Genomic DNA, 16574 nt, shown 5'->3' with positions numbered 1-16574 from the left:
TCAGCGGACCTGAAGAATGGAGTCAAAAAGTTGACTGGCGACTTGCATCACCTTGGCATTGGCCTGGTAGGCTTGTTGATAACGCACCAAGTCAGAAGCTTCTTGGTCCAAGCTGACGCCGGAAACACTGTCCCGTGTTTCCTTGGCCTGGTTGAAAACCACGGTCAGTGCTTGCTGTGCAATCGTGGCTTGTCTGGATACATTGCCTAATTTATTGACTTGCTCAATGTAGGCCTCGGTCATGGTCAGCCCGCCAGGCATGACGTTCTGATTTTCCAAATTCACCAGACCCATCATGGTCTCGTTGTTGCCAATGCCATCCGTGTTGCCGTCGATCGTGAATTTGTCGCCTTGCTTAGGGTAGGTTGAAAAATCCATTTTCAGACCGCGGTAGCTGATGCTGGGCGTTGGATTGGCTGGGTCATAAGTCAGATCCCGCTCAGCCAAAATGGTCTGGGTCTTGTTGTCAATGATCTGATAATGCGTGTCTGTGCTGAACAGAATCTGGAACGACTCGCTGCGCAGGGTTTGCTTCATGTCGCCCTGGGTCGCGCCAAATTGGGAAGAAATACTTGCAGTTCGCGCACTGTTGCTGGAGTCGCTCACAAAAACCAGCAAATCATCGGCTGCAGCACCTTGAATCGATACAGCGGTGTCGAACCCCATCTTTTTGAGTTCTGCTGCGCTGCCGCCATTGCCCAAGCCAAGACGGATATCGCCTGTGGTGTCGGTTCGGGTCATCACGATGCGGTTGTTGGCCGTGTCGGCAGTCACAGTGATGCCGGTCACGTTGGCGCTGCGCAGCCAGTTGACCATGGCGGTCAGGCTGGTGCTGCTGCCATGGGGCAGGGCACCCAAGGCAACGCCATTGAGTGTGTAATCGCCTGCGGCTATGGGTAAAGTCAAAGACGGATTGAAAGTGCTGCCAGTCAGCACCGCTGCCCGCATTTGCGGTTCGATGGCATCGCCCGTTTGGACGCTGAACTGCTGGATGGCCATGGGGCTGGCTTTGGCGCCCATGAAGATGTCCATGCCCAGGTAAGTGTCGTCGCCGCTCTTGTTCAGGTACTGTGTGCTGTACGTGGCGCCACTTTCCATGCCGTTGGCGGTTTTGACCATGGAACCGTCGGCCAAAGGTTGTCCAAGGAGTTGCCGTCCATCGCGTGTGAAGACTTGCAGAGACTGTCCTGCAAGAGGCTGGTCCAAGTGAATCTCGACATCGGTTTGCCCCACAGGGATCAAGCCCACGCTGTTGTAGGGCTGGTTGCCGCCAACGCTCAGACTCAGCCTTCCAATCGCAGGGCGGTTGCCGTTCGCCAAATCATCAACCAAGCCAGTGGGGCCAGTGTACACCGGTGCTGTGAACCCGATTCGCGCCTGTGCTGTGCCGCCGTTGAGGGGGTCGTCAATGATGCGAAAATGCCCAGCAGCAGCCACACGGTTGGTGTCTTGGATGATCACCTGGATGCCGGCTGCTTTGCCTTGTGCTTCTGGCGCGAAGCCAAAAAGATCTCCGCCCAGTTTTCCTTCGGCGTCGATGCCGGAAGTGTGAATCCGGTTGATTTCGGTGGTCATGACCCTGGCGAGATTGTCCAGACTGTTTTGGGCAGGCTGGAGCACTTGCTCACGAAACGCCAGGGTGCCACCAATTTTTCCACTGCTGATGGGGGGGAGGGCCAGTTTTTTACCACTCACTGCATCGACGGGCGGATAGCGGTAATTGATTTGCAGTTCACCTTGGTCAGAAGCTTGCAGAACGACATCTCTGGACGTGGCGCCCTTGACCAAGAATCCCTGACTGTTGGTGTCTCCAAGCGTGACCAGCACTTCGCCATTGTTCGAAAAACTGGTTTTGATGGTCACCAATTCGGAGAGCTTTTTCAGCAACAAATCACGCTGGTCCAGCAATTCAGAAGGTTGTTTCTCTGCATCGCCATTCTTGCTCAGCTGTTTGTTGAGCGCAGACAACTGCTGCGTGTAGGCATTGATTTGACCGGCATCCGTTTCGAGCGCTTGACGTGTTTCGCTGTCAAGGATTTGCAGCTGACTGTCCAGTTGACGAAAGCGTGCCGCCAAGCCATCGGCATTTTGCAAAAAACTGCTGCGAGAGATGGTCGATGCCGGATCTGTGGCAAGATCACCCGCGGCTTTGAAAAATTCATTCATGGCACTGGTCAGTCCAATGCTCTGATCGCCCATGACGTCAATCAGGCGGTTGACATAGGTGAGTAGGGGTTTTTGTGCCGCCAAATCACTGTTGCTGTTGCGCAGATTGGTTTCTACAAAAGCATCGTACTGACGGCGAACCTGATCAAAGCGTGAGCCGTTGCCAACGTAGCTGATGCCTTCGCGACTGGGTTCGTTGGCGGTGATGTTGACGTCCTGGCGGCTGTAGCCGTCGGTACTGACGTTGGCAATGTTATTAGAGACTGTGGCCAGAGCGCGCTGGTACGCGGTCACGCCGGAGCTGCCAATGCCGAGTAAATCACTCATGGCTTACCTCCAACGGTTTGGCGACTGAGCTCATACGATTGAATGGCCGTCGACTTCAGCGGCAGCGGCTCTGTCGGCTTGACCAAAGGTATCGCCTCCGGCTGCACCATCGGCCGCAATTTCAGTGCGTCTTGCGTGGAGAGTTCAGCGCTTTGTTTGAGCATCTGCTTTTCCAGCATGTTGGCCACACCAATGCCGCCGCGCTTGACCATTTTCATGGCCACTTCCTTGTCCATCAGGTCCTGATACATCTCCATGTTGTTGCTTTCGACCAGATCGCTTTTTTCGACCGTGTCGCGCATGGACTTCATCATTTGCTGCAGGAAGTACGCTTCAAACTGCTCAGCGGTTTGCCGAACGGCCTGAGTGGGGTCGCGAGATGCCTCACCCTTGAGGCGGCCAAGCGCACCAAAGTCCAGGTAACTGGCAGAGTTGGTGGTAGACAAATCGCTCATGGGTGTCTCGATCAAGCGTTAGATGATGATCAGGTCAGCGCGCAGACTGCCCGAGCTCTTGAGGGCTTCGAGGATCGCGATCAATGCCGATGGGGTGGCTCCGACCTGGTTGACCGCATCCACAATCTGGCGAAGGTCAACACCAGGCTGGAACAGGAACATCGGATTTTTGGGTTCTTCCACTTTGATGTCGGCGTTCTGCACTGGAGTCGTCTGGCCTTGTGAAAACGCACCGGGCTGTGAAACTTCGTTGGTGGCCGTGACTGCCACAGAAATGGTCCCGTGCGCCACCGCCGCAGCGGATACTTTCACATTGCGGCTGATCACGACCGTGCCGGTTTTGGCATTGACCACCACGCGTGCAGGGGGCTCACCGGGTTGCACATCGAGGTTCTCAATCAGGCTCATGAAGTTCACCCGCTGCGACAGGTCGGTCGGCGCCTTCACAGCGAGAGACATGCCATCGATGGCCTTGGCAATGCCGTCGCCAAAATTCTTGTTGATGGCATTGACGATGGCGCTTGTGGTAGTGAAGTCGGCTTCACGCACGTTCATGACAATGTGTGAGGCTTTCTCGAAAGGGTTCTCCACCAGTCGTTCAACTGTGGCACCACCGGCAATCCGTGCAGATGTCGGCACGCCGATGCTGACTTTGGAGCCTGCAGCGCTGCTCTCCACCCCGGTGGCTGTGAGTGCACCCTGTGCAATGCCGTAAATTTCACCGTCGACACCACGCAAGCTGGTCAAGATCAAATTGCCACCGCGCAGGCTGCTGGCTTTGCCGATGGCGGAGACGTTTACATCGATTTTTTGACCCGGCTTGGCAAAGCCAGGAAGTTCAGCTGTGACGAGCACGGCGGCGGTATTTTTGACATCGATCTTGCCAACCTTGGCGTCTTTTTCTGCGCCAGAGAGCAAAGAGAAGTCGGACAAAGGGACGTCCACGCTGATGCCCAGACGGCCCAAAATGGCCTTCATGCTTTGGGTGGTGAACGACACATCGGAGCCGTCGCCCGTGCCTTGCAAACCGACCACCAGGCCAAAACCGATCAATTGGTTGGAACGGCCAGCGGCCACAGTGGCCAAATCTTTGACACGGTCAGCCCAAGCGTTGCCGCAGGCCAGCAGTGCCAACAAGGTCGTCAAGAGAAAGCGATGGAAAGACATCATTGATCCCTGAAATTCAGAAGGGCCAGATTTTCATCAGTGCGCTCGTACCCCAGCCGGGTTTTGAAGCGTTGGCCAAGTCACCTGTGCCGCGATAGGCGATCTGGGCATTGGCCAAACGGCTCGACTGCACCATGTTGCTGGGGGAAATGTCTGTGGGGCGAATGATGCCGCTGAGCTGGATGATCTCGGACCCTTCGGTCAGCGCCAGTTGTTTTTCTCCGCGCACCACCAAATTGCCATTGGCCAACACTTCCACCACGGTCACGGTCACCGCGCCAATCAGTTTGGCTGTCTTGGAGTCTTGGCCTCCACCGGAATTGGTGAATTCGGCACCGTCCATCTTGAGGCCTTGCATCACGCCGCTGAGCTTGCTGCCGCCAATGCTGATGTTCTGAATGGCATTGGACAAGCCTGTACTGCCAGCGAGTACATTGTTGGTCGACTTTCGGTTGACGTTGGCCGCCACGTTGCGCTCGGTTTGTGTCTCTTCATTCAGCAGCACGGTGACCACATCACCGATCTGGTAAGACTTGTTGCGGCCAAACCAATTGTCTGTGCGGCTGCTGAAGATGGCACCGGAGTTGCCTTGAGACTTTTCGAGTGCTGGGGGATAGACCGGTGCAAATTCGGGCGTATGAGCCAGGGGTGCAGGCGGTGTTGCGCACCCGGCCATCAGCGTGATGACCACGCTGAGCAGCGATGCGGTTGTGAAATGGCGAAGCATGATCACCGAGCCTTACATGTTGTTGTTCAGGAACTTAAGCATGCCGTCCACAGCCGAGATCGCTTTGGAGTTGATCTCGTACGCGCGCTGTGTTTCGATCATGTTGACCATTTCCTCGACCACGTTGACGTTGGAGGCTTCCAGGCTGCCTTGCTGGATGCTGCCTGCACCGCCCAAGCCTGCCTGGCTGACCTGAGGGGCGCCGCTGGCCTGGGTTTCTTTCATCAGGTTCTGACCCATGGATTGCAGACCGGAAGGATTGACGAAGCGGGCGATCTGCACGGTACCAATCACCTGGGTGCCGCCACCAGCGGCCAATTCCACAGAAACTGTGCCGTCGTTGCCTACCGATACACTGGCCACATTGTTGGGGATGGTGATGGCGGGCTGCAGTGCTGCGCCGTTCGATGTCACCAATTGCCCAGTGTTGGACAACTTGAAGGAGCCATCACGCGTGTAGGCAGTGGTGCCATCGGGTTGCAGGATCTGGAAAAAGCCTTCACCCTGGATGGCCAAGTCGAGGGCATTCTTGGTGGACACGAAACTACCCTGTGTGTGGGTTTTTTCGGTGGACACGATACGCACACCGGTACCCATCATCAACCCAGTGGGGGCTTGGGCGTTGGCTCCGACCTGTGAGCCGGGTTGGCGCAGGTTTTGGTAGAGCATGTCTTCGAATGAGGCCCGGTCTCGTTTGAAGCCGGTGGTGTTGACGTTGGCCAAGTTGTTCGAGATGACCGACATGCGCATTTGCTGCGCATCCAGGCCGGTCTTGGCAATCCACATTGAGGCGTCCATGGGGTTCTCCGGGTTTCAATCAGGCGTTTTTCATCATGGAGGAGCCGGATTCGTCGAGCGATCGGGTTTCCTTGATGATCTTCATTTGGGTTTCAAAACTACGCGAGTGGTCCATCAGGCGGACCATGGCTTCGATGGCGTTCACATTGCTGCCCTCCAGTGCCTGTGGGATCACTTGAGGTACATCGGGGCCGTTGGTGATGTCTGTGCCTGCGGGTTTTTCGGCCACGCTGAACAAACCATCGGTACGGCGAGACAGCGGTGTCGTGCTGGCGTCCCGCAGGCGCAGTTGGTCAATCAGCACAGAGGCTGCAGGTCCGACTTGGTTGGGGTCACGGGCGTAGACGCTGCCGTCCGGATTGACCGTGACTTGCAAGCCGGGCGGGATGTTGATCGGACCGCCTTCACCCATCACCAGGTGACCGTTGCCGGTTTCCAGTTGACCCTGAACGTTGACCTTGAGGTCGCCTCGGCGTGTGAATGCCATCTCACCATTGGGCGCCTGCACTGCCAGCACCGATCTGCCAGCCAGGGCAATGTCCAAAGGTCGACCTGTGGCCATGACGGCACCGGGCTCAAGTCGCACGAGGTCACGCGCAACCGCCTGGGCCTGGACACGTGTGTCAAACCCGGCCCCCTGGACTTTGACGGATTGCATGGCCACGTCATAGCTGCTCTTGAAGCCCACAGTGGACACGTTGGCCAGGTCGTTGACCAAGACTTGGCGTGCGGTGGCCATCTCCTTGATGGTGGAGTTGGAGGTGAAGACCAGTTTATCCATGGCTTGTTTACCTGAAGGTCAATCCGTTGAATCAGGAACGGATGTTGACGATGGCCTGGGTCATCGTGCTGCTGGTTTCAATGGCTTTGGCATTGGCCTGGAAGTTTCGCTGTGCAGTGATCAGATCCACCAGTTCCTTGGTCAAGTCCACGTTGGCCCGTTCTGTTGCACCCGCACGAATGCCACCGAAGCCTGCTGAGCCGCCTTCACCGATTTTGGGCTTGCCAGAGGTGGCGGAGGCCAGGTAGCTGGCATCACCCACTTGACGCAGACCCGTGGGGCTGGAGAAGTTGGCCAGAACGATCTTGCCCAGCGACTGCTGTGAACCATTGGAATAGTTGGCACTGACCAAGCCGTCCACGCCGATGTCCAGTCCCATCAAGTCACCTTCAGGGGCGCCGTCTTGCGATTGCGACAGCACAGCGAATGGTGACGAGTATTGGGTCGACTGTGTGAAGTCGATCTGCATGGTCAAAGCGCCTTTACCACCTTCCAGGAAGGCTGTGTCAAAAAGCATGTTGCTGCGTGGCGAGAGGGTTTTACCCGACAGGTCAAAACTCAGCTCACCACGGTCAAGGTAGATGGGGGACCAGGAGGGCAGGGTGTTGAAGCCATCACGCAGAGCGGTTTGCTTGCCGTTTTCATCGATGAATTGGGGCTTTTGCAGTCCATCTGCTGTTTCGGTGAACTGGTGCATGCTGTACCAGTTGGATGTGCTGCCGCGAGCGGTTTCCGAATTGCTCAAGCCCCAATCGGCCGAACCGGTCACTTTGATGGAAGCGCTGTCGCCGGTGTTGCCTGTGCTGAAGACCAGGCGGTTGTTCGGGGCATCAAAATTGACAGTCACGCCGCGAATGGGTTTGCCGGTATTGGGGTCTTCCAGTTTGTTGATTTCTGTCTGCAGCGTTTGCGCCAGGTCGGTGATCGTGCCTGTGTTGTTCGGTGCCGGCAGCGTGATCGTGCCCTTGACGCCATTGACCGTGATGCTGAATTTGTTGTTCAGGTCGTTGATGCTCACGCTGCCCGAGGTGTTGACGGTGATCGCGTTGCCATTGAGCACGGCGGGGGCCGAGGGCTTGCCACGAACAGCATCGATGGTCGATGCCGGAGTCTCGGTGCTGATCAAGCCCAGCTGAGTTGCCGCGGGATCGGTGTCATCCACAGTCAGTTTGATGCTCGAGGTGTCACCTGTGGTGCCGGAGTAAATGATGAATTGTTTCGCTGCCGTGTCGTATTTCACATCGATGCCATAGCGGCGATCGTCCTTGCCAACCACGGGAGGCGTGGCGGTAGGGTCTGCCGGCGTGACCAATGCATCGTCACCAAAGGCTTTGTTGATGGCATTCGCCAGGCGAGCTGCGATTTCTTCAGGCGTTTTTGCGGTGGTTTCGTCCAATTGGATGTCCACATCGGCGGAGCCATCAACGGACAGTTTGAATTTTGCCGTGCCTGTGCTGCTGGCCGCACCGCCCAAAGAGATCTTGCCCAGATTGACGTCTGCAGGTGTGGGCGTCATGTCGGCGGTCAAGACCGTGACTTCTTCGCCGTGCAGGTTGGCTGGTTGCGACACGCGCTGGTCTGTCAATTGATTGAGCGAGAACATCATGGTTTTTCCGGTCACCAGTTCGTCCTGAACTGCCGATTCCGGTTTGATATCGCCATACTTGTTCACGTACAGTTGTTGGCCGTTTTTGTCGGTCGCTTGCATCAGTGAAGGGGTGACCTTGCTGTTGCCAACATACACGTAGGTTTGCCATTTGCTCTGAGGCATGGAGGGGCTGGCACCTTGGGTTTTGACGTAATAGACCGTGGCCAGATAACCGTTACCACCGCTGTCGTACACCGTCAGCGCCGTGCTTTTGTTGTAAGTGGCAGGGTTGGTTCGATCGAATTCGGCCGTGATCACGGTGGAGTCGGCCGGCAAGTTCAAACCCAGTTGAATCTTGGTGGTTTCTTTGGCCATGCCCGATGTTTTGGGCGGGATGTTCAGCACCGAGAGCTTGCTCAGGTCGGCCTTGCCGGAGCTGTCAACCGCGGCAGACAGCAGACGTTGGCCAGCCGAGTTGACCACGTTGTTCTGGTCGTTGAGCATGAAGGAGCCGTTGCGGGTGTAAACCTCCTGCAGCCCGTCGGGTGAACGCAGGGGAAAGAAGCCGTCGCCAGTGATGGCCAAGTCCAGGGAGTTGCCGGATGTGCTGACGTTACCCTGGCTGAATTCCTGGCTCACCTGTTTGAGCGAGACGCCCTGACCGATGTTGCTGGACGATTTTTGCAGTGGCGAGGTTGAGAAAATGTCACCGAAGTCAGCGCGTGAGCGCTTGAACCCTGTGGTGCCCACGTTGGCGATGTTGTTGCTGGTGACACCCAGTTGCGCGGTGGCAGCGTTCAGGCCGGTCAGCGAGGTATAGAACGACATGGTGAACTTCTCCTGTTATGGAAGGTTTGAATGGTTTACTGGCTGATTTGCTTGACGCTGGAGAGCAAAATCGGTTTGCTGCTGCCCACGTCGAGGCTGATGCTGCCGTCAGCAGGGTTGGTGGTGATGGAACGGACGGTGGCCAGGGTGTTGACCGAGACCTTGGTTGTTTTGCCATTGACCACGGCATTGGCCGTGAGGTAGTAGGTGCCTGCAGGCGCTGGATTGCCCAGGCTGTCGCGGCCATCCCAGCTCAAATTGGCCGAGCCTGGCAATTGTGGGCCGGCGATCAATTCTTGAACCTTGTTGCCATTGGCGTCAGTGACATTGAGTTGAATGCCGCTGGCACCCTCTGGCAAATCGATGTTGGCGTCGATCGTGCCGCCCTCGCTGAGCTGACTTGGCGCATCGGGCACAGAAATCCGTTTGCCAATGAGCGAAGCACTGCCCAGCATCTTCTCGGAGGACATGCTGTTGACGAAGCCGTCCATGGAAGTCTGGATGTTGGTCAGTGCTTCGAGTTGCGAGAATTGGGCAAGCTGAGCCACGAATGCTTCGTTTTTCACCGGATCCAAAGGGTCCTGGTTGTTGAGCTGTGCGGTGAACAGTTTCAGAAAATCCTGCTTGCCCATGTTGGCGGCTGTCGCAGTGGCGCTGGCCGTTTTATTGGCCTCATAGCTGGTCACTTTGGAGCCCAGCAAGGCGGCCGAGGTGGGGGCTGTGGTGGTCATGTGGGCGTGTCCAATCAGGCTTTGGTGATGTCCAGCGTGCGCATCATCAACTGGCGAGCCGTGTTGATCACTTCCACGTTGTTCTGATAGGAGCGTGCGGCAGCCATCATTTCCACCATTTCGGTGACTTCACTGACGTTGGATTTGTAGACATAGCCATCTTTGTCAGCGAGCGGGTTTTTCGGGTCTGCAACACGCTGGGGTGGAGCGGTGTCGTCGGCAATCTTGGCCACCTTGACGCCGCCCACATAGGCTGCGCCCGAATGGGTCATTTGCTCGTCCATCAGCGCCTGGAACACAGGGCGTTTGGCGCGGAAAGCTTCTTTTTCGGTGGCGGACACGGTGCCGGCGTTGGCCAGGTTGGACGCGGTGGCGTTCATGCGGGTCAACTGCGCATTCAGTGCAGTGCCGGCAATGCCAAAAATACTGTCAAGTGCCATGTTCATTCGCCTTTCAGTGCTTTGCGAATGCCGCCAATGCGGCTTTGCAGAAAGTTCAGAGTGGCCTGGTAGTCGCCTGCGGCCTTACCGTATTGCGCTTGCTCCAGGCTCATCTCCACGGTGTTGCCGTCGAAAGAGGTGTTGAACGGGGTGCGAAAACGCATGCCGTCCGGGCTCATGGTCTGGGCTGACGAGTAGTGGCCCGATTTGGTCGCCTCCATCGCGGTTTCCTGCTGCTGGGTGGCGCCGAGCACGGCCTTGAAGTCGATGTCGCGCGCTTTGTAATTGGGCGTGTCTGCGTTGGCAATGTTCTGGGCGATGACTTCCAAACGACGTGCCTTGAGTTGCAGCGTTTGCTCTTGCAGCCCCATCATGTTGTTCAAAAGGTTCATCTTGGTTCCTCAGATTTCCAAAACCGTTGGTTGCCAACTTTTTGACGATCACGCCTCAAGTTGTGCTTGTTCATGTCGATCCCTGCAAAAGGCGTGCCAGCTGGTTTTTTGACGCTTTTGAGGGACTCTGCCGCTCTCAGCGGCAAGGAATTGACGCTGGCGGCAAGGCTTTGCCGCTCACCACTCTGAGCCAGGATTGGCGGGGTTTGCCACCTCTGCATAGATGCGCGTCGGCCTCTTGTTCGGGGTGTTTGAACCCAGCAGCACCTCGGTCATGGCATGCAGGCCCGAGACCAGCGAAGACCGCGTGATCGGGTTGCGTGTGTTGCGGTCCACATGCAACCAGCTGGCCTGAGGTCCACCAATGGACAGGGGGGCATCAGGGCGAGCTTCACTGCGTGCTGCGGGTGACAGGATGCTCAGGTACAGATCGTCCAGACCTTGTTTTTCGGCTTTGACGGGCATCCCCACCTTGCTGAAATACTGGTCCACCAGATCCAGTTGTTTGAACAGACTCATGCCCAGGATGGCTTTGGCATTGCGGGGAAAGCCGACCGCCGCAGCGCCACGGGCGGGCCCATCGCAAAACTGAATGATCCCGTGGCAGTGACCGTTGCTGGCCCGGGGATTCATGCCGCCACTTTCCATCAGGCTCAAACGCGCAAAGTCGTCGGGCTCGAAGTTGTATTTTTCGGCCAACTGGGTAATTTTGCTGCGCACCCCGGCCAAATCGCTGCTTGGCAGAAAGCCTTTATCGACCGCCCGATTCAGCACTTGATCCAGGACGGGGTGATTTGCCGCCGATCGGAGAGGGGGGGGGGGCACTGCCGAAGCGGTGCTGGCGCGCAGTTGGTCGAGGGCCGTCTTGGCTGCTGGTGGGGTGTCCAGAACGCTGGCCACTGTTGGCGGTTTGGCAGCGAATGTCTGATTCAGGCGGCTGAAGTCGATTTTTTGGCCAGGACGGATCAGGTCGGGATTGGCGATGCGGTTGTCTGCCGCGATCTGATGGGCCAGGCGGAATGCCTGGTTGTCGTTCACCATGAGGCCCTGTTGCCTGTGTTGGCTTTTGACCAAGCCGATCAAAGTGTCCCCCCGCTGGACCTGCACGGTGGGGCTGGTGGTGGGGGCAATTTGAGCCAGAACACGGCTGAATTGACCACTGTTGGCGACATTTTTACCGGGCACACTGCCGCCTGACGACAGGTTCGTCAAGGCGGTGGCAGGCGTGATTCCCGGATTTTGAAGTGCCATATTGGCCTTGGTCTCTTTCTTGCTTGATCGGTGTGTCTGCATCCACAAACTGTCGAAACTTCCACACCCATGTACGTCTTAAAGCAATTGCTGTGCCGATGGATCCTTTTGTTTGGATTGGGTCTGCTAGGCCTCATGGGCAACGGACTGCTGAGTCCTGCCCTGGCCAAAAGCAAAGCCGAACGCCCAGCGGTGACCGAAGTCAGCCCGATGGCAGTTCTTGAGCAGACGGTCAAAAAGTGGGCGTCAGAACAACAAAAGACCCCGATCGAGGCGTTGGAGTTGGCGCCCCTGGATCCGCGTTTGAAGTTGCAAGCTTGTGGTGTTCCCCTTGTGTTGGACACGCCTTTCAGCAGCGCAGAGACGGTTCGTGTGCGTTGCAGTCAGCCTGTATGGCAGTTGTATGTCAAAGTGAACAACAAATTGGCGCCCAAACCATTGGCCTCGACCCAGCGGGAGTCCACACCAGTCAAAGAGGCACCTCGCAAGGTTCTGGTGGCCACCGGGGTGTTGCCGCGGGGAACCGTGCTCAACGAGACTCATGTTGTGCTGGCTGATGCCGATACTTCCCTTGTGGGCTCACCTGCCTTTGAGGTGGTGGCCGATGTGTTGCACTCGGAGCTGGTGCGTGATCTGCGCCCTGGTCAACCGATCCGCACTCAGGATGTGAGGCCGACTGTGCTGGTCAAGCGCGGTCAGCTGGTGCTGCTGTCTGTGGGGCAGGCCCAAGGTTTTCAGATCACGGCCCGGGTCGAGGCATTGCAAGATGGGCGAATGGGAGAGAAGGTTCAACTCAAGAACAATGAATCAGGCAAGATCCTGACGGGGGTGGTGAAGGGGCCCAATGCTGTTCAGGGCTATTGATTTCATAATACAAAATAAAAAAGAAATCGAAAAACAGCTCAAGTTCTAAAATCTCATGCCGATGCTGAATACGAGCATGGTCTCAGCTCAGATGACAGAGACCAGAAAAGAGTAACAACATGACCGATCCGATTTCTCATTTTGGCCGCATTGCCCAGATGGATTCTTCCATCCGCAAGGTGGCAGCCAAGGGTGAACAAAGCACGGACAAAGCCAAGGCGGCACCCGCGTCTGGCCAAAGCGATGAACTTCACCTCAGTGAAGTGGCGCGCCAGGCCACGCAAGAGCCCCAATTTGACCGTGCCAAGGTCGAAGCGATCAAGCGTGCGATCCAGCAAGGTCAGTATCCACTGGATGTGCGCCGCATTGCCGAGAACTTTGTGGCCATTGAAAACATGATCAGGGGCTGACCCGTCCATGACAGAGGATTTGCGCATGGCCGAAGTGTTGCCTGAAGTTGGGCTGGCGCATGCTGAACCGTTGACGCAGCGCCTTCAGGCGCTGCTCGAGCTGGAGTTTGAGGCACTCAAAGTCCGCGATTTGCCACGTTTTGAGGAACTTCAGGCAGAAAAAAACAGTGTGTTGGAGCAGCTGTCAGCTCTCGCGCAATGGGCCACTGCGCAAGCCTCCGTGCCTCAGGCTTGGGAAGACCAGCAGGTTCTTCTGCGCGCTTGTCGCGAAGCGCATCTGCGCAATATCCAGCTGATGCAGCGCCAATTGCAGGCTGTGCGCGGTGCTTTGCAGGCCTTGCAAGGCCAAGAAGCTGCCACAGTGGATTTGTACGATCGGCTGGGTCGCATGTCTCGGCCGCAAGGCACTTGGTCACAGCATCTGGCCTGATATTCTTATTTGCCCCCTTCTGCCAGGCCTGTTCAGGGCCTTTTTTCATCGCCTGGGCGCATGCCCTTGAGCCAATACACCCACGAGAGGATGACCGCCACGGCGGTATAGAGCTCGGTAGGAATTTCTGCCTCCAGATCCACACGTGACAACAGGGCCACCAATTGAGGGTCTTCGGCGACATAGACGCCGTGTTGGCGTGCTTCATCGATGATGCGCTGGGCCAGTTCGTCTTGACCCCTGGCACTCACAATCGGCGTGGACCGCTTGCCATACTCCAGCGCAATGGCTTCTTTGATCAGGGGTTTCATGTGCGCACATCCACCATGCTGCCAGACTCGGGTGGAACCCAGCTGGCCAGATCTTTGGGCGCAACGCCATGAATGACCTGTAAGCGCGTCATTCGCAATCCTGCATTTTCCAGCTCCTCCGACAGCTGGGTTGACTGTGCCTGGGCTCGGGCCGCAATGTCTTCGCGTACGGCCCACATGACCATGTCCACGTCGGTCTGATGGCTGATGCAGGTTTGAAGCCAGACCTCGCCCAGGTCCTGATTGCGTGTGTGCAACTGGATGACGAAGGGCGCGGTTTCTTCGTCTGGTGGGCGCCGCGCCTTGGAAAACCGCAATGCCACCGGTTCTGCATCACGAAATGGCAGCATGATGGAAAACGCCCATTCGCGGGCGCTGAGGGATTCCGCCGCAGCCAGTTGCCGTGACTCGATGTCATCGAGGGCGTTCTTGACCAAGTGAACGCCATCGGCCTCCTGTTTTTCAAGCGCGCCCAGCAATTGTTTCAGGGTGCTTTTGAGGTCAACGCCATCGGGGCTGCGTTTTTGCAGTGACAAGGCCTCATTCATCCAGCCACTGCGACTGAACAGTTGTTTGAGCTTCTCGGGTGTCAGCTGGGCCATGCTCATGCGCTGGCGCAGCCACTGCTCAACAACCATGGCCAGCTGGGGCGAGCTGCTGGCCACTTGCTGTGCCAGGCCTTCGAGTATCCCGGGTCGCAACAGCTGGCTGAGCAAGCCCATGTCAGGGGGGCGCAATTCCAGCTGCTGGGTTCTGCCCGGCCAAGTTCCTGGCACCGCTGCGGCACTCGACAGAGATGGGGGGGGCTCACTGGCTTGCCCTGAGGCTGGCCGCAGGACGATGGTGCCATCGCTTTGAACCTGCACCTTGAACAGCAGGCTGTCTCCAGCCGACAAGCGCAGGCCCGGAGGTAAATCCCGCGGCAAGTCCAGCATTCGGCCGCCCAGACTCATTTGCAGGCCACCCTCACGGGCTTGTACATTGGCACGAACGATTTGCCCTTCCCGCAATCCCAGCTCTTGCGCGCTGGGGGCTTCGGCCAAAGCCAGCTTGCCCTCCAGGTAAATGGGGCTGTGTCTCGTGCTCAGGTGGGCCGTTTCGGCGCCAGTGATCATGGCGTTTTAACCGGATCAAGCCATGTTCACGGGTACTGGACCCAGCGGCGCTTTGGTGCAAAGTTGGCCACAGCAGCTTCTTCGCCAGACTCGCCCGGTCTGGTTTTGAGCAGTGCAGGGTACTGCTGGCTCAGCATGCCCATCAGGTCTTGAGGGGTGGGCACCTGGAGCGTGCTGCCAGCGGGCAAGACCCGTGTTGATCGGTTGTCCAAACTTCCCGGATTGAGTTGGACAAATGCCTTGCGCACAAACTCGTCCTTGAAAGGTTGACCCGGCAAGGTGCGGCGAATGACACGGTCCAGCGTTTCACCGCGAAGCACGGTGACAACCGGTCTGCGGGTCTGGTCTGGTGCGGCGAGGCTTGTTTCGCTGCCTGGTGCAGGCAGAGCCAACAATTTGGCCACGGCGGCTGCAGCAGCAGAGCTGTCCGTGGCATGGACCAGACCTGACCAGCTGGCCGCCAGACCCACGATCAGGGCGCCCAGATGGGGTTTGACTGGCGTGATACAGAGGTGAGGGCGGAGGCGCATATGGATCATTTCCGGGGAGAGGTCATCACAGTGGCAGAGCCACCCATTGGCCGTGCGCGGGCAGGGCCGGGCCAGCGAGTTGTTGTAATTCGGTCTGGTGTCGGTCAATGCGCACCACCTCTGCCAGTGCCAAGTGCTGTGTTGCGCCTGGCTCGAGCACGCGGCTGGGGACGTGTGTCGGGTTCATGAGCAGCACCCGGTCGCCTGGGCGCAATCCGCTGCCTTGGCCTGCTTGCAGCATCAATTGACTGCCGGACTGACGCAAGACGGCAAATTGCAGCGGCTCACATTGGTTGTTTTGCTCCAGCGTCTGGATCCATTCACCCACTTTACGCTCCAGGGCTTGCTGGAGTTGTGCCAACACCACCGTGGGTTGGTGGGTCATGTCCTGGATGGGGATGGATACGCTTTGGCGGGCAGTCCATACGGGCTGGATGGGCAGGTCAGGCGCCGAGCGGCGACCCACGGTGAGGTTCAGGCTCCAACGCCATGCGGGCGCGACCCAGGGCATGCGCTGGGTCCAGGGCAGGGCCTGGTCTTCGGGTGCAGGTTGCGGGCTCAGACTCAATTCGGCGGCCCAACCGGCACTGGCTTCGCCACTGCCGTACAGCATTTGGCTGTACGTGTTGCTTGCTGGACGTGCGCTTTCCTGGCCTTGCCAGCGTTTGGACTCGCTCAAGCGCTCACTCCAGTAATGGCTGGCTGCCTTGAGCAGCCATTGACTGGCGTGCTGTTGCGACCCACTGAAGCCGTTGTCCAATCGGGTTTGCAGTGTCATCGGTAAACGCCAAGCGCGCGGCGGGCTCTGGCAACTGCCATCGGCCGCTTTGGTTTGGCGCAAGCCCCAAGGCAAGACCTGGGCGTCCACTTTGGCAGTGACGGGCTCTTCGCCCTGAACATAGGACAGGATGCGAACACCTTGCACCTCTGCTTGGGAATGGAAGTGTGCGCTTTCGTGCAGGACGCCATCGCCATCGACCCAGGCGCTGGAAATCACACGGGTCGGGCGATCCATGGTGGCTTCGAGCAGAGCCTGCCGAATCGCCTGCAGTTGGCGCTCATGCTCTTGTGCTGGGGTCGAAGGCGTGGCAAGTGCCGCTGGTGCCGGCAGCAATGAAGACACTGTCAGTGGGGCTCGTGTTGCGGCCGCAGGTGCAGGTGCGCTGGTGCGAGCAGGTGTTTTGGTTTGCGCCAGGGCCACAGATGGAGCCACTGCCAGAGCCACGGCCATCCAAAGAGCGGTTTTCATTGCAGCTCCTCGCT

The 16574-nt window shown here is 57.7% G+C and carries 18 protein-coding genes; 3 read left to right on the top strand and 15 right to left on the bottom strand.

Annotated features, from left to right (window positions below; all coding sequences use genetic code 11):
* The 11 genes from flgK to IC609_RS00180 all read right to left on the bottom strand — a co-directional run bounded on the left by flgK (window position 1) and on the right by IC609_RS00180 (window position 11651).
* Complete coding sequence (gene flgK / locus IC609_RS00230) at window positions 1-2493, bottom strand: flagellar hook-associated protein FlgK (protein WP_191817463.1); 2493 nt, start codon at window positions 2491-2493, stop codon at window positions 1-3.
* A complete protein-coding gene (locus tag IC609_RS00225; protein ID WP_191817462.1) occupies window positions 2490-2948 on the bottom strand; it encodes a rod-binding protein in 459 nt (152 codons plus the stop codon). The genes flgK and IC609_RS00225 overlap by 4 nt, the downstream gene beginning before the upstream one ends.
* An 18-nt stretch (window positions 2949-2966) precedes the next feature.
* On the bottom strand, window positions 2967-4115 hold the full coding sequence (locus IC609_RS00220) for a flagellar basal body P-ring protein FlgI (RefSeq protein WP_191817461.1): 1149 nt from the start codon (window positions 4113-4115) through the stop codon (window positions 2967-2969).
* Window positions 4116-4131: 16 nt separating this feature from the next.
* Window positions 4132-4842, bottom strand: coding sequence for a flagellar basal body L-ring protein FlgH (locus IC609_RS00215; RefSeq protein WP_191817460.1), 711 nt, complete (start codon window positions 4840-4842; stop codon window positions 4132-4134).
* A 12-nt stretch (window positions 4843-4854) separates the two neighbouring features.
* The gene (gene flgG, locus IC609_RS00210; RefSeq protein ID WP_191817459.1) at window positions 4855-5640 is read right to left on the bottom strand and encodes a flagellar basal-body rod protein FlgG; all 786 of its coding nucleotides are present in this window, start codon (window positions 5638-5640) and stop codon (window positions 4855-4857) included.
* A gap of 19 nt (window positions 5641-5659) precedes the next feature.
* Window positions 5660-6421 carry a flagellar basal body rod protein FlgF gene (locus IC609_RS00205; protein WP_191817458.1) on the bottom strand — a complete coding sequence of 254 codons (762 nt, stop codon included), beginning with the start codon at window positions 6419-6421 and terminating at the stop codon, window positions 5660-5662.
* Window positions 6422-6452: 31 nt separating this feature from the next.
* Window positions 6453-8837: a flagellar hook-basal body complex protein gene (locus IC609_RS00200; RefSeq protein ID WP_191817457.1), complete on the bottom strand. Its 2385-nt coding sequence runs from the start codon at window positions 8835-8837 to the stop codon at window positions 6453-6455.
* Window positions 8838-8872: 35 nt separating this feature from the next.
* Window positions 8873-9568, bottom strand: coding sequence for a flagellar hook assembly protein FlgD (locus IC609_RS00195; RefSeq protein ID WP_191817456.1), 696 nt, complete (start codon window positions 9566-9568; stop codon window positions 8873-8875).
* Between the two features lie 14 nt (window positions 9569-9582).
* A complete protein-coding gene (gene flgC, locus IC609_RS00190) occupies window positions 9583-10008 on the bottom strand; it encodes a flagellar basal body rod protein FlgC (RefSeq protein WP_191817455.1) in 426 nt (141 codons plus the stop codon).
* Between the two features lie 2 nt (window positions 10009-10010).
* Window positions 10011-10400 carry a flagellar basal body rod protein FlgB gene (gene flgB / locus IC609_RS00185; protein ID WP_191817454.1) on the bottom strand — a complete coding sequence of 130 codons (390 nt, stop codon included), beginning with the start codon at window positions 10398-10400 and terminating at the stop codon, window positions 10011-10013.
* A 177-nt stretch (window positions 10401-10577) separates the two neighbouring features.
* On the bottom strand, window positions 10578-11651 hold the full coding sequence (locus tag IC609_RS00180) for a LysM peptidoglycan-binding domain-containing protein (RefSeq protein ID WP_191817453.1): 1074 nt from the start codon (window positions 11649-11651) through the stop codon (window positions 10578-10580).
* A gap of 135 nt (window positions 11652-11786) precedes the next feature.
* Here IC609_RS00180 and flgA point away from each other — a divergent pair, with 135 nt between their 5' ends.
* From flgA to IC609_RS00165, 3 genes are all read left to right on the top strand, one after another.
* Entirely contained in the window at window positions 11787-12515 is a 729-nt protein-coding gene (gene flgA / locus IC609_RS00175; RefSeq protein ID WP_225223932.1) for a flagellar basal body P-ring formation chaperone FlgA, read from the top strand.
* A gap of 119 nt (window positions 12516-12634) precedes the next feature.
* Window positions 12635-12925, top strand: coding sequence for a flagellar biosynthesis anti-sigma factor FlgM (flgM, locus tag IC609_RS00170; protein ID WP_191817452.1), 291 nt, complete (start codon window positions 12635-12637; stop codon window positions 12923-12925).
* 7 nt (window positions 12926-12932) lie between these two features.
* The gene (locus tag IC609_RS00165; protein ID WP_191817451.1) at window positions 12933-13355 is read left to right on the top strand and encodes a flagellar export chaperone FlgN; all 423 of its coding nucleotides are present in this window, start codon (window positions 12933-12935) and stop codon (window positions 13353-13355) included.
* A gap of 32 nt (window positions 13356-13387) precedes the next feature.
* Here the strand turns inward: IC609_RS00165 and IC609_RS00160 are convergent, their stop codons facing one another.
* The 4 genes from IC609_RS00160 to IC609_RS00145 are packed head-to-tail and all read right to left on the bottom strand — an operon-like array spanning window position 13388 to window position 16560.
* A complete protein-coding gene (locus IC609_RS00160) occupies window positions 13388-13666 on the bottom strand; it encodes an EscU/YscU/HrcU family type III secretion system export apparatus switch protein (RefSeq protein ID WP_191817450.1) in 279 nt (92 codons plus the stop codon).
* A complete protein-coding gene (locus IC609_RS00155; RefSeq protein ID WP_191817449.1) occupies window positions 13663-14781 on the bottom strand; it encodes a hypothetical protein in 1119 nt (372 codons plus the stop codon). Before IC609_RS00155 ends, IC609_RS00160 begins: the two co-directional genes overlap by 4 nt.
* Window positions 14782-14807: 26 nt before the next feature.
* Window positions 14808-15311, bottom strand: a complete 504-nt coding sequence (locus tag IC609_RS00150; RefSeq protein WP_191817448.1) for a hypothetical protein — start codon at window positions 15309-15311, stop codon at window positions 14808-14810.
* Between the two features lie 25 nt (window positions 15312-15336).
* Window positions 15337-16560 (bottom strand): hypothetical protein, encoded by a 1224-nt coding sequence (locus IC609_RS00145; protein WP_191817447.1) that lies wholly within the window; start codon window positions 16558-16560, stop codon window positions 15337-15339.
* Between the last annotated feature and the right edge of the window lie 14 nt (window positions 16561-16574).

The sequence above is a fragment of the Limnohabitans radicicola genome (assembly GCF_014837235.1).
Taxonomy (GTDB): domain Bacteria; phylum Pseudomonadota; class Gammaproteobacteria; order Burkholderiales; family Burkholderiaceae_C; genus Limnohabitans_A; species Limnohabitans_A radicicola.
The sequence above is the reverse complement of the archived record's forward strand: the minus strand, read 5'-3'. Positions and strand labels throughout refer to the sequence as shown.

Excerpts from the sequence above, each read along its gene's own strand:
- flgB (WP_191817454.1), bottom strand. The coding sequence starts at position 10,400 with ATGAACCTTTTGAACAACATGATGGGGCTGCAAGAGCAAACGCTGCAA.
- flgA (WP_225223932.1), top strand. The coding sequence starts at position 11,787 with ATGGGCAACGGACTGCTGAGTCCTGCCCTGGCCAAAAGCAAAGCCGAA.
- IC609_RS00160 (WP_191817450.1), bottom strand. The coding sequence starts at position 13,666 with ATGAAACCCCTGATCAAAGAAGCCATTGCGCTGGAGTATGGCAAGCGG.
- IC609_RS00200 (WP_191817457.1), bottom strand. The coding sequence starts at position 8,837 with ATGTCGTTCTATACCTCGCTGACCGGCCTGAACGCTGCCACCGCGCAA.
- IC609_RS00150 (WP_191817448.1), bottom strand. The coding sequence starts at position 15,311 with ATGCGCCTCCGCCCTCACCTCTGTATCACGCCAGTCAAACCCCATCTG.
- IC609_RS00225 (WP_191817462.1), bottom strand. The coding sequence starts at position 2,948 with ATGAGCGATTTGTCTACCACCAACTCTGCCAGTTACCTGGACTTTGGT.
- flgC (WP_191817455.1), bottom strand. The coding sequence starts at position 10,008 with ATGGCACTTGACAGTATTTTTGGCATTGCCGGCACTGCACTGAATGCG.
- IC609_RS00220 (WP_191817461.1), bottom strand. The coding sequence starts at position 4,115 with ATGTCTTTCCATCGCTTTCTCTTGACGACCTTGTTGGCACTGCTGGCC.
- flgM (WP_191817452.1), top strand. The coding sequence starts at position 12,635 with ATGACCGATCCGATTTCTCATTTTGGCCGCATTGCCCAGATGGATTCT.
- IC609_RS00145 (WP_191817447.1), bottom strand. The coding sequence starts at position 16,560 with ATGAAAACCGCTCTTTGGATGGCCGTGGCTCTGGCAGTGGCTCCATCT.
- flgK (WP_191817463.1), bottom strand. The coding sequence starts at position 2,493 with ATGAGTGATTTACTCGGCATTGGCAGCTCCGGCGTGACCGCGTACCAG.
- IC609_RS00180 (WP_191817453.1), bottom strand. The coding sequence starts at position 11,651 with ATGGCACTTCAAAATCCGGGAATCACGCCTGCCACCGCCTTGACGAAC.
- IC609_RS00165 (WP_191817451.1), top strand. The coding sequence starts at position 12,933 with ATGACAGAGGATTTGCGCATGGCCGAAGTGTTGCCTGAAGTTGGGCTG.
- IC609_RS00215 (WP_191817460.1), bottom strand. The coding sequence starts at position 4,842 with ATGCTTCGCCATTTCACAACCGCATCGCTGCTCAGCGTGGTCATCACG.
- IC609_RS00205 (WP_191817458.1), bottom strand. The coding sequence starts at position 6,421 with ATGGATAAACTGGTCTTCACCTCCAACTCCACCATCAAGGAGATGGCC.
- flgG (WP_191817459.1), bottom strand. The coding sequence starts at position 5,640 with ATGGACGCCTCAATGTGGATTGCCAAGACCGGCCTGGATGCGCAGCAA.
- IC609_RS00155 (WP_191817449.1), bottom strand. The coding sequence starts at position 14,781 with ATGATCACTGGCGCCGAAACGGCCCACCTGAGCACGAGACACAGCCCC.
- IC609_RS00195 (WP_191817456.1), bottom strand. The coding sequence starts at position 9,568 with ATGACCACCACAGCCCCCACCTCGGCCGCCTTGCTGGGCTCCAAAGTG.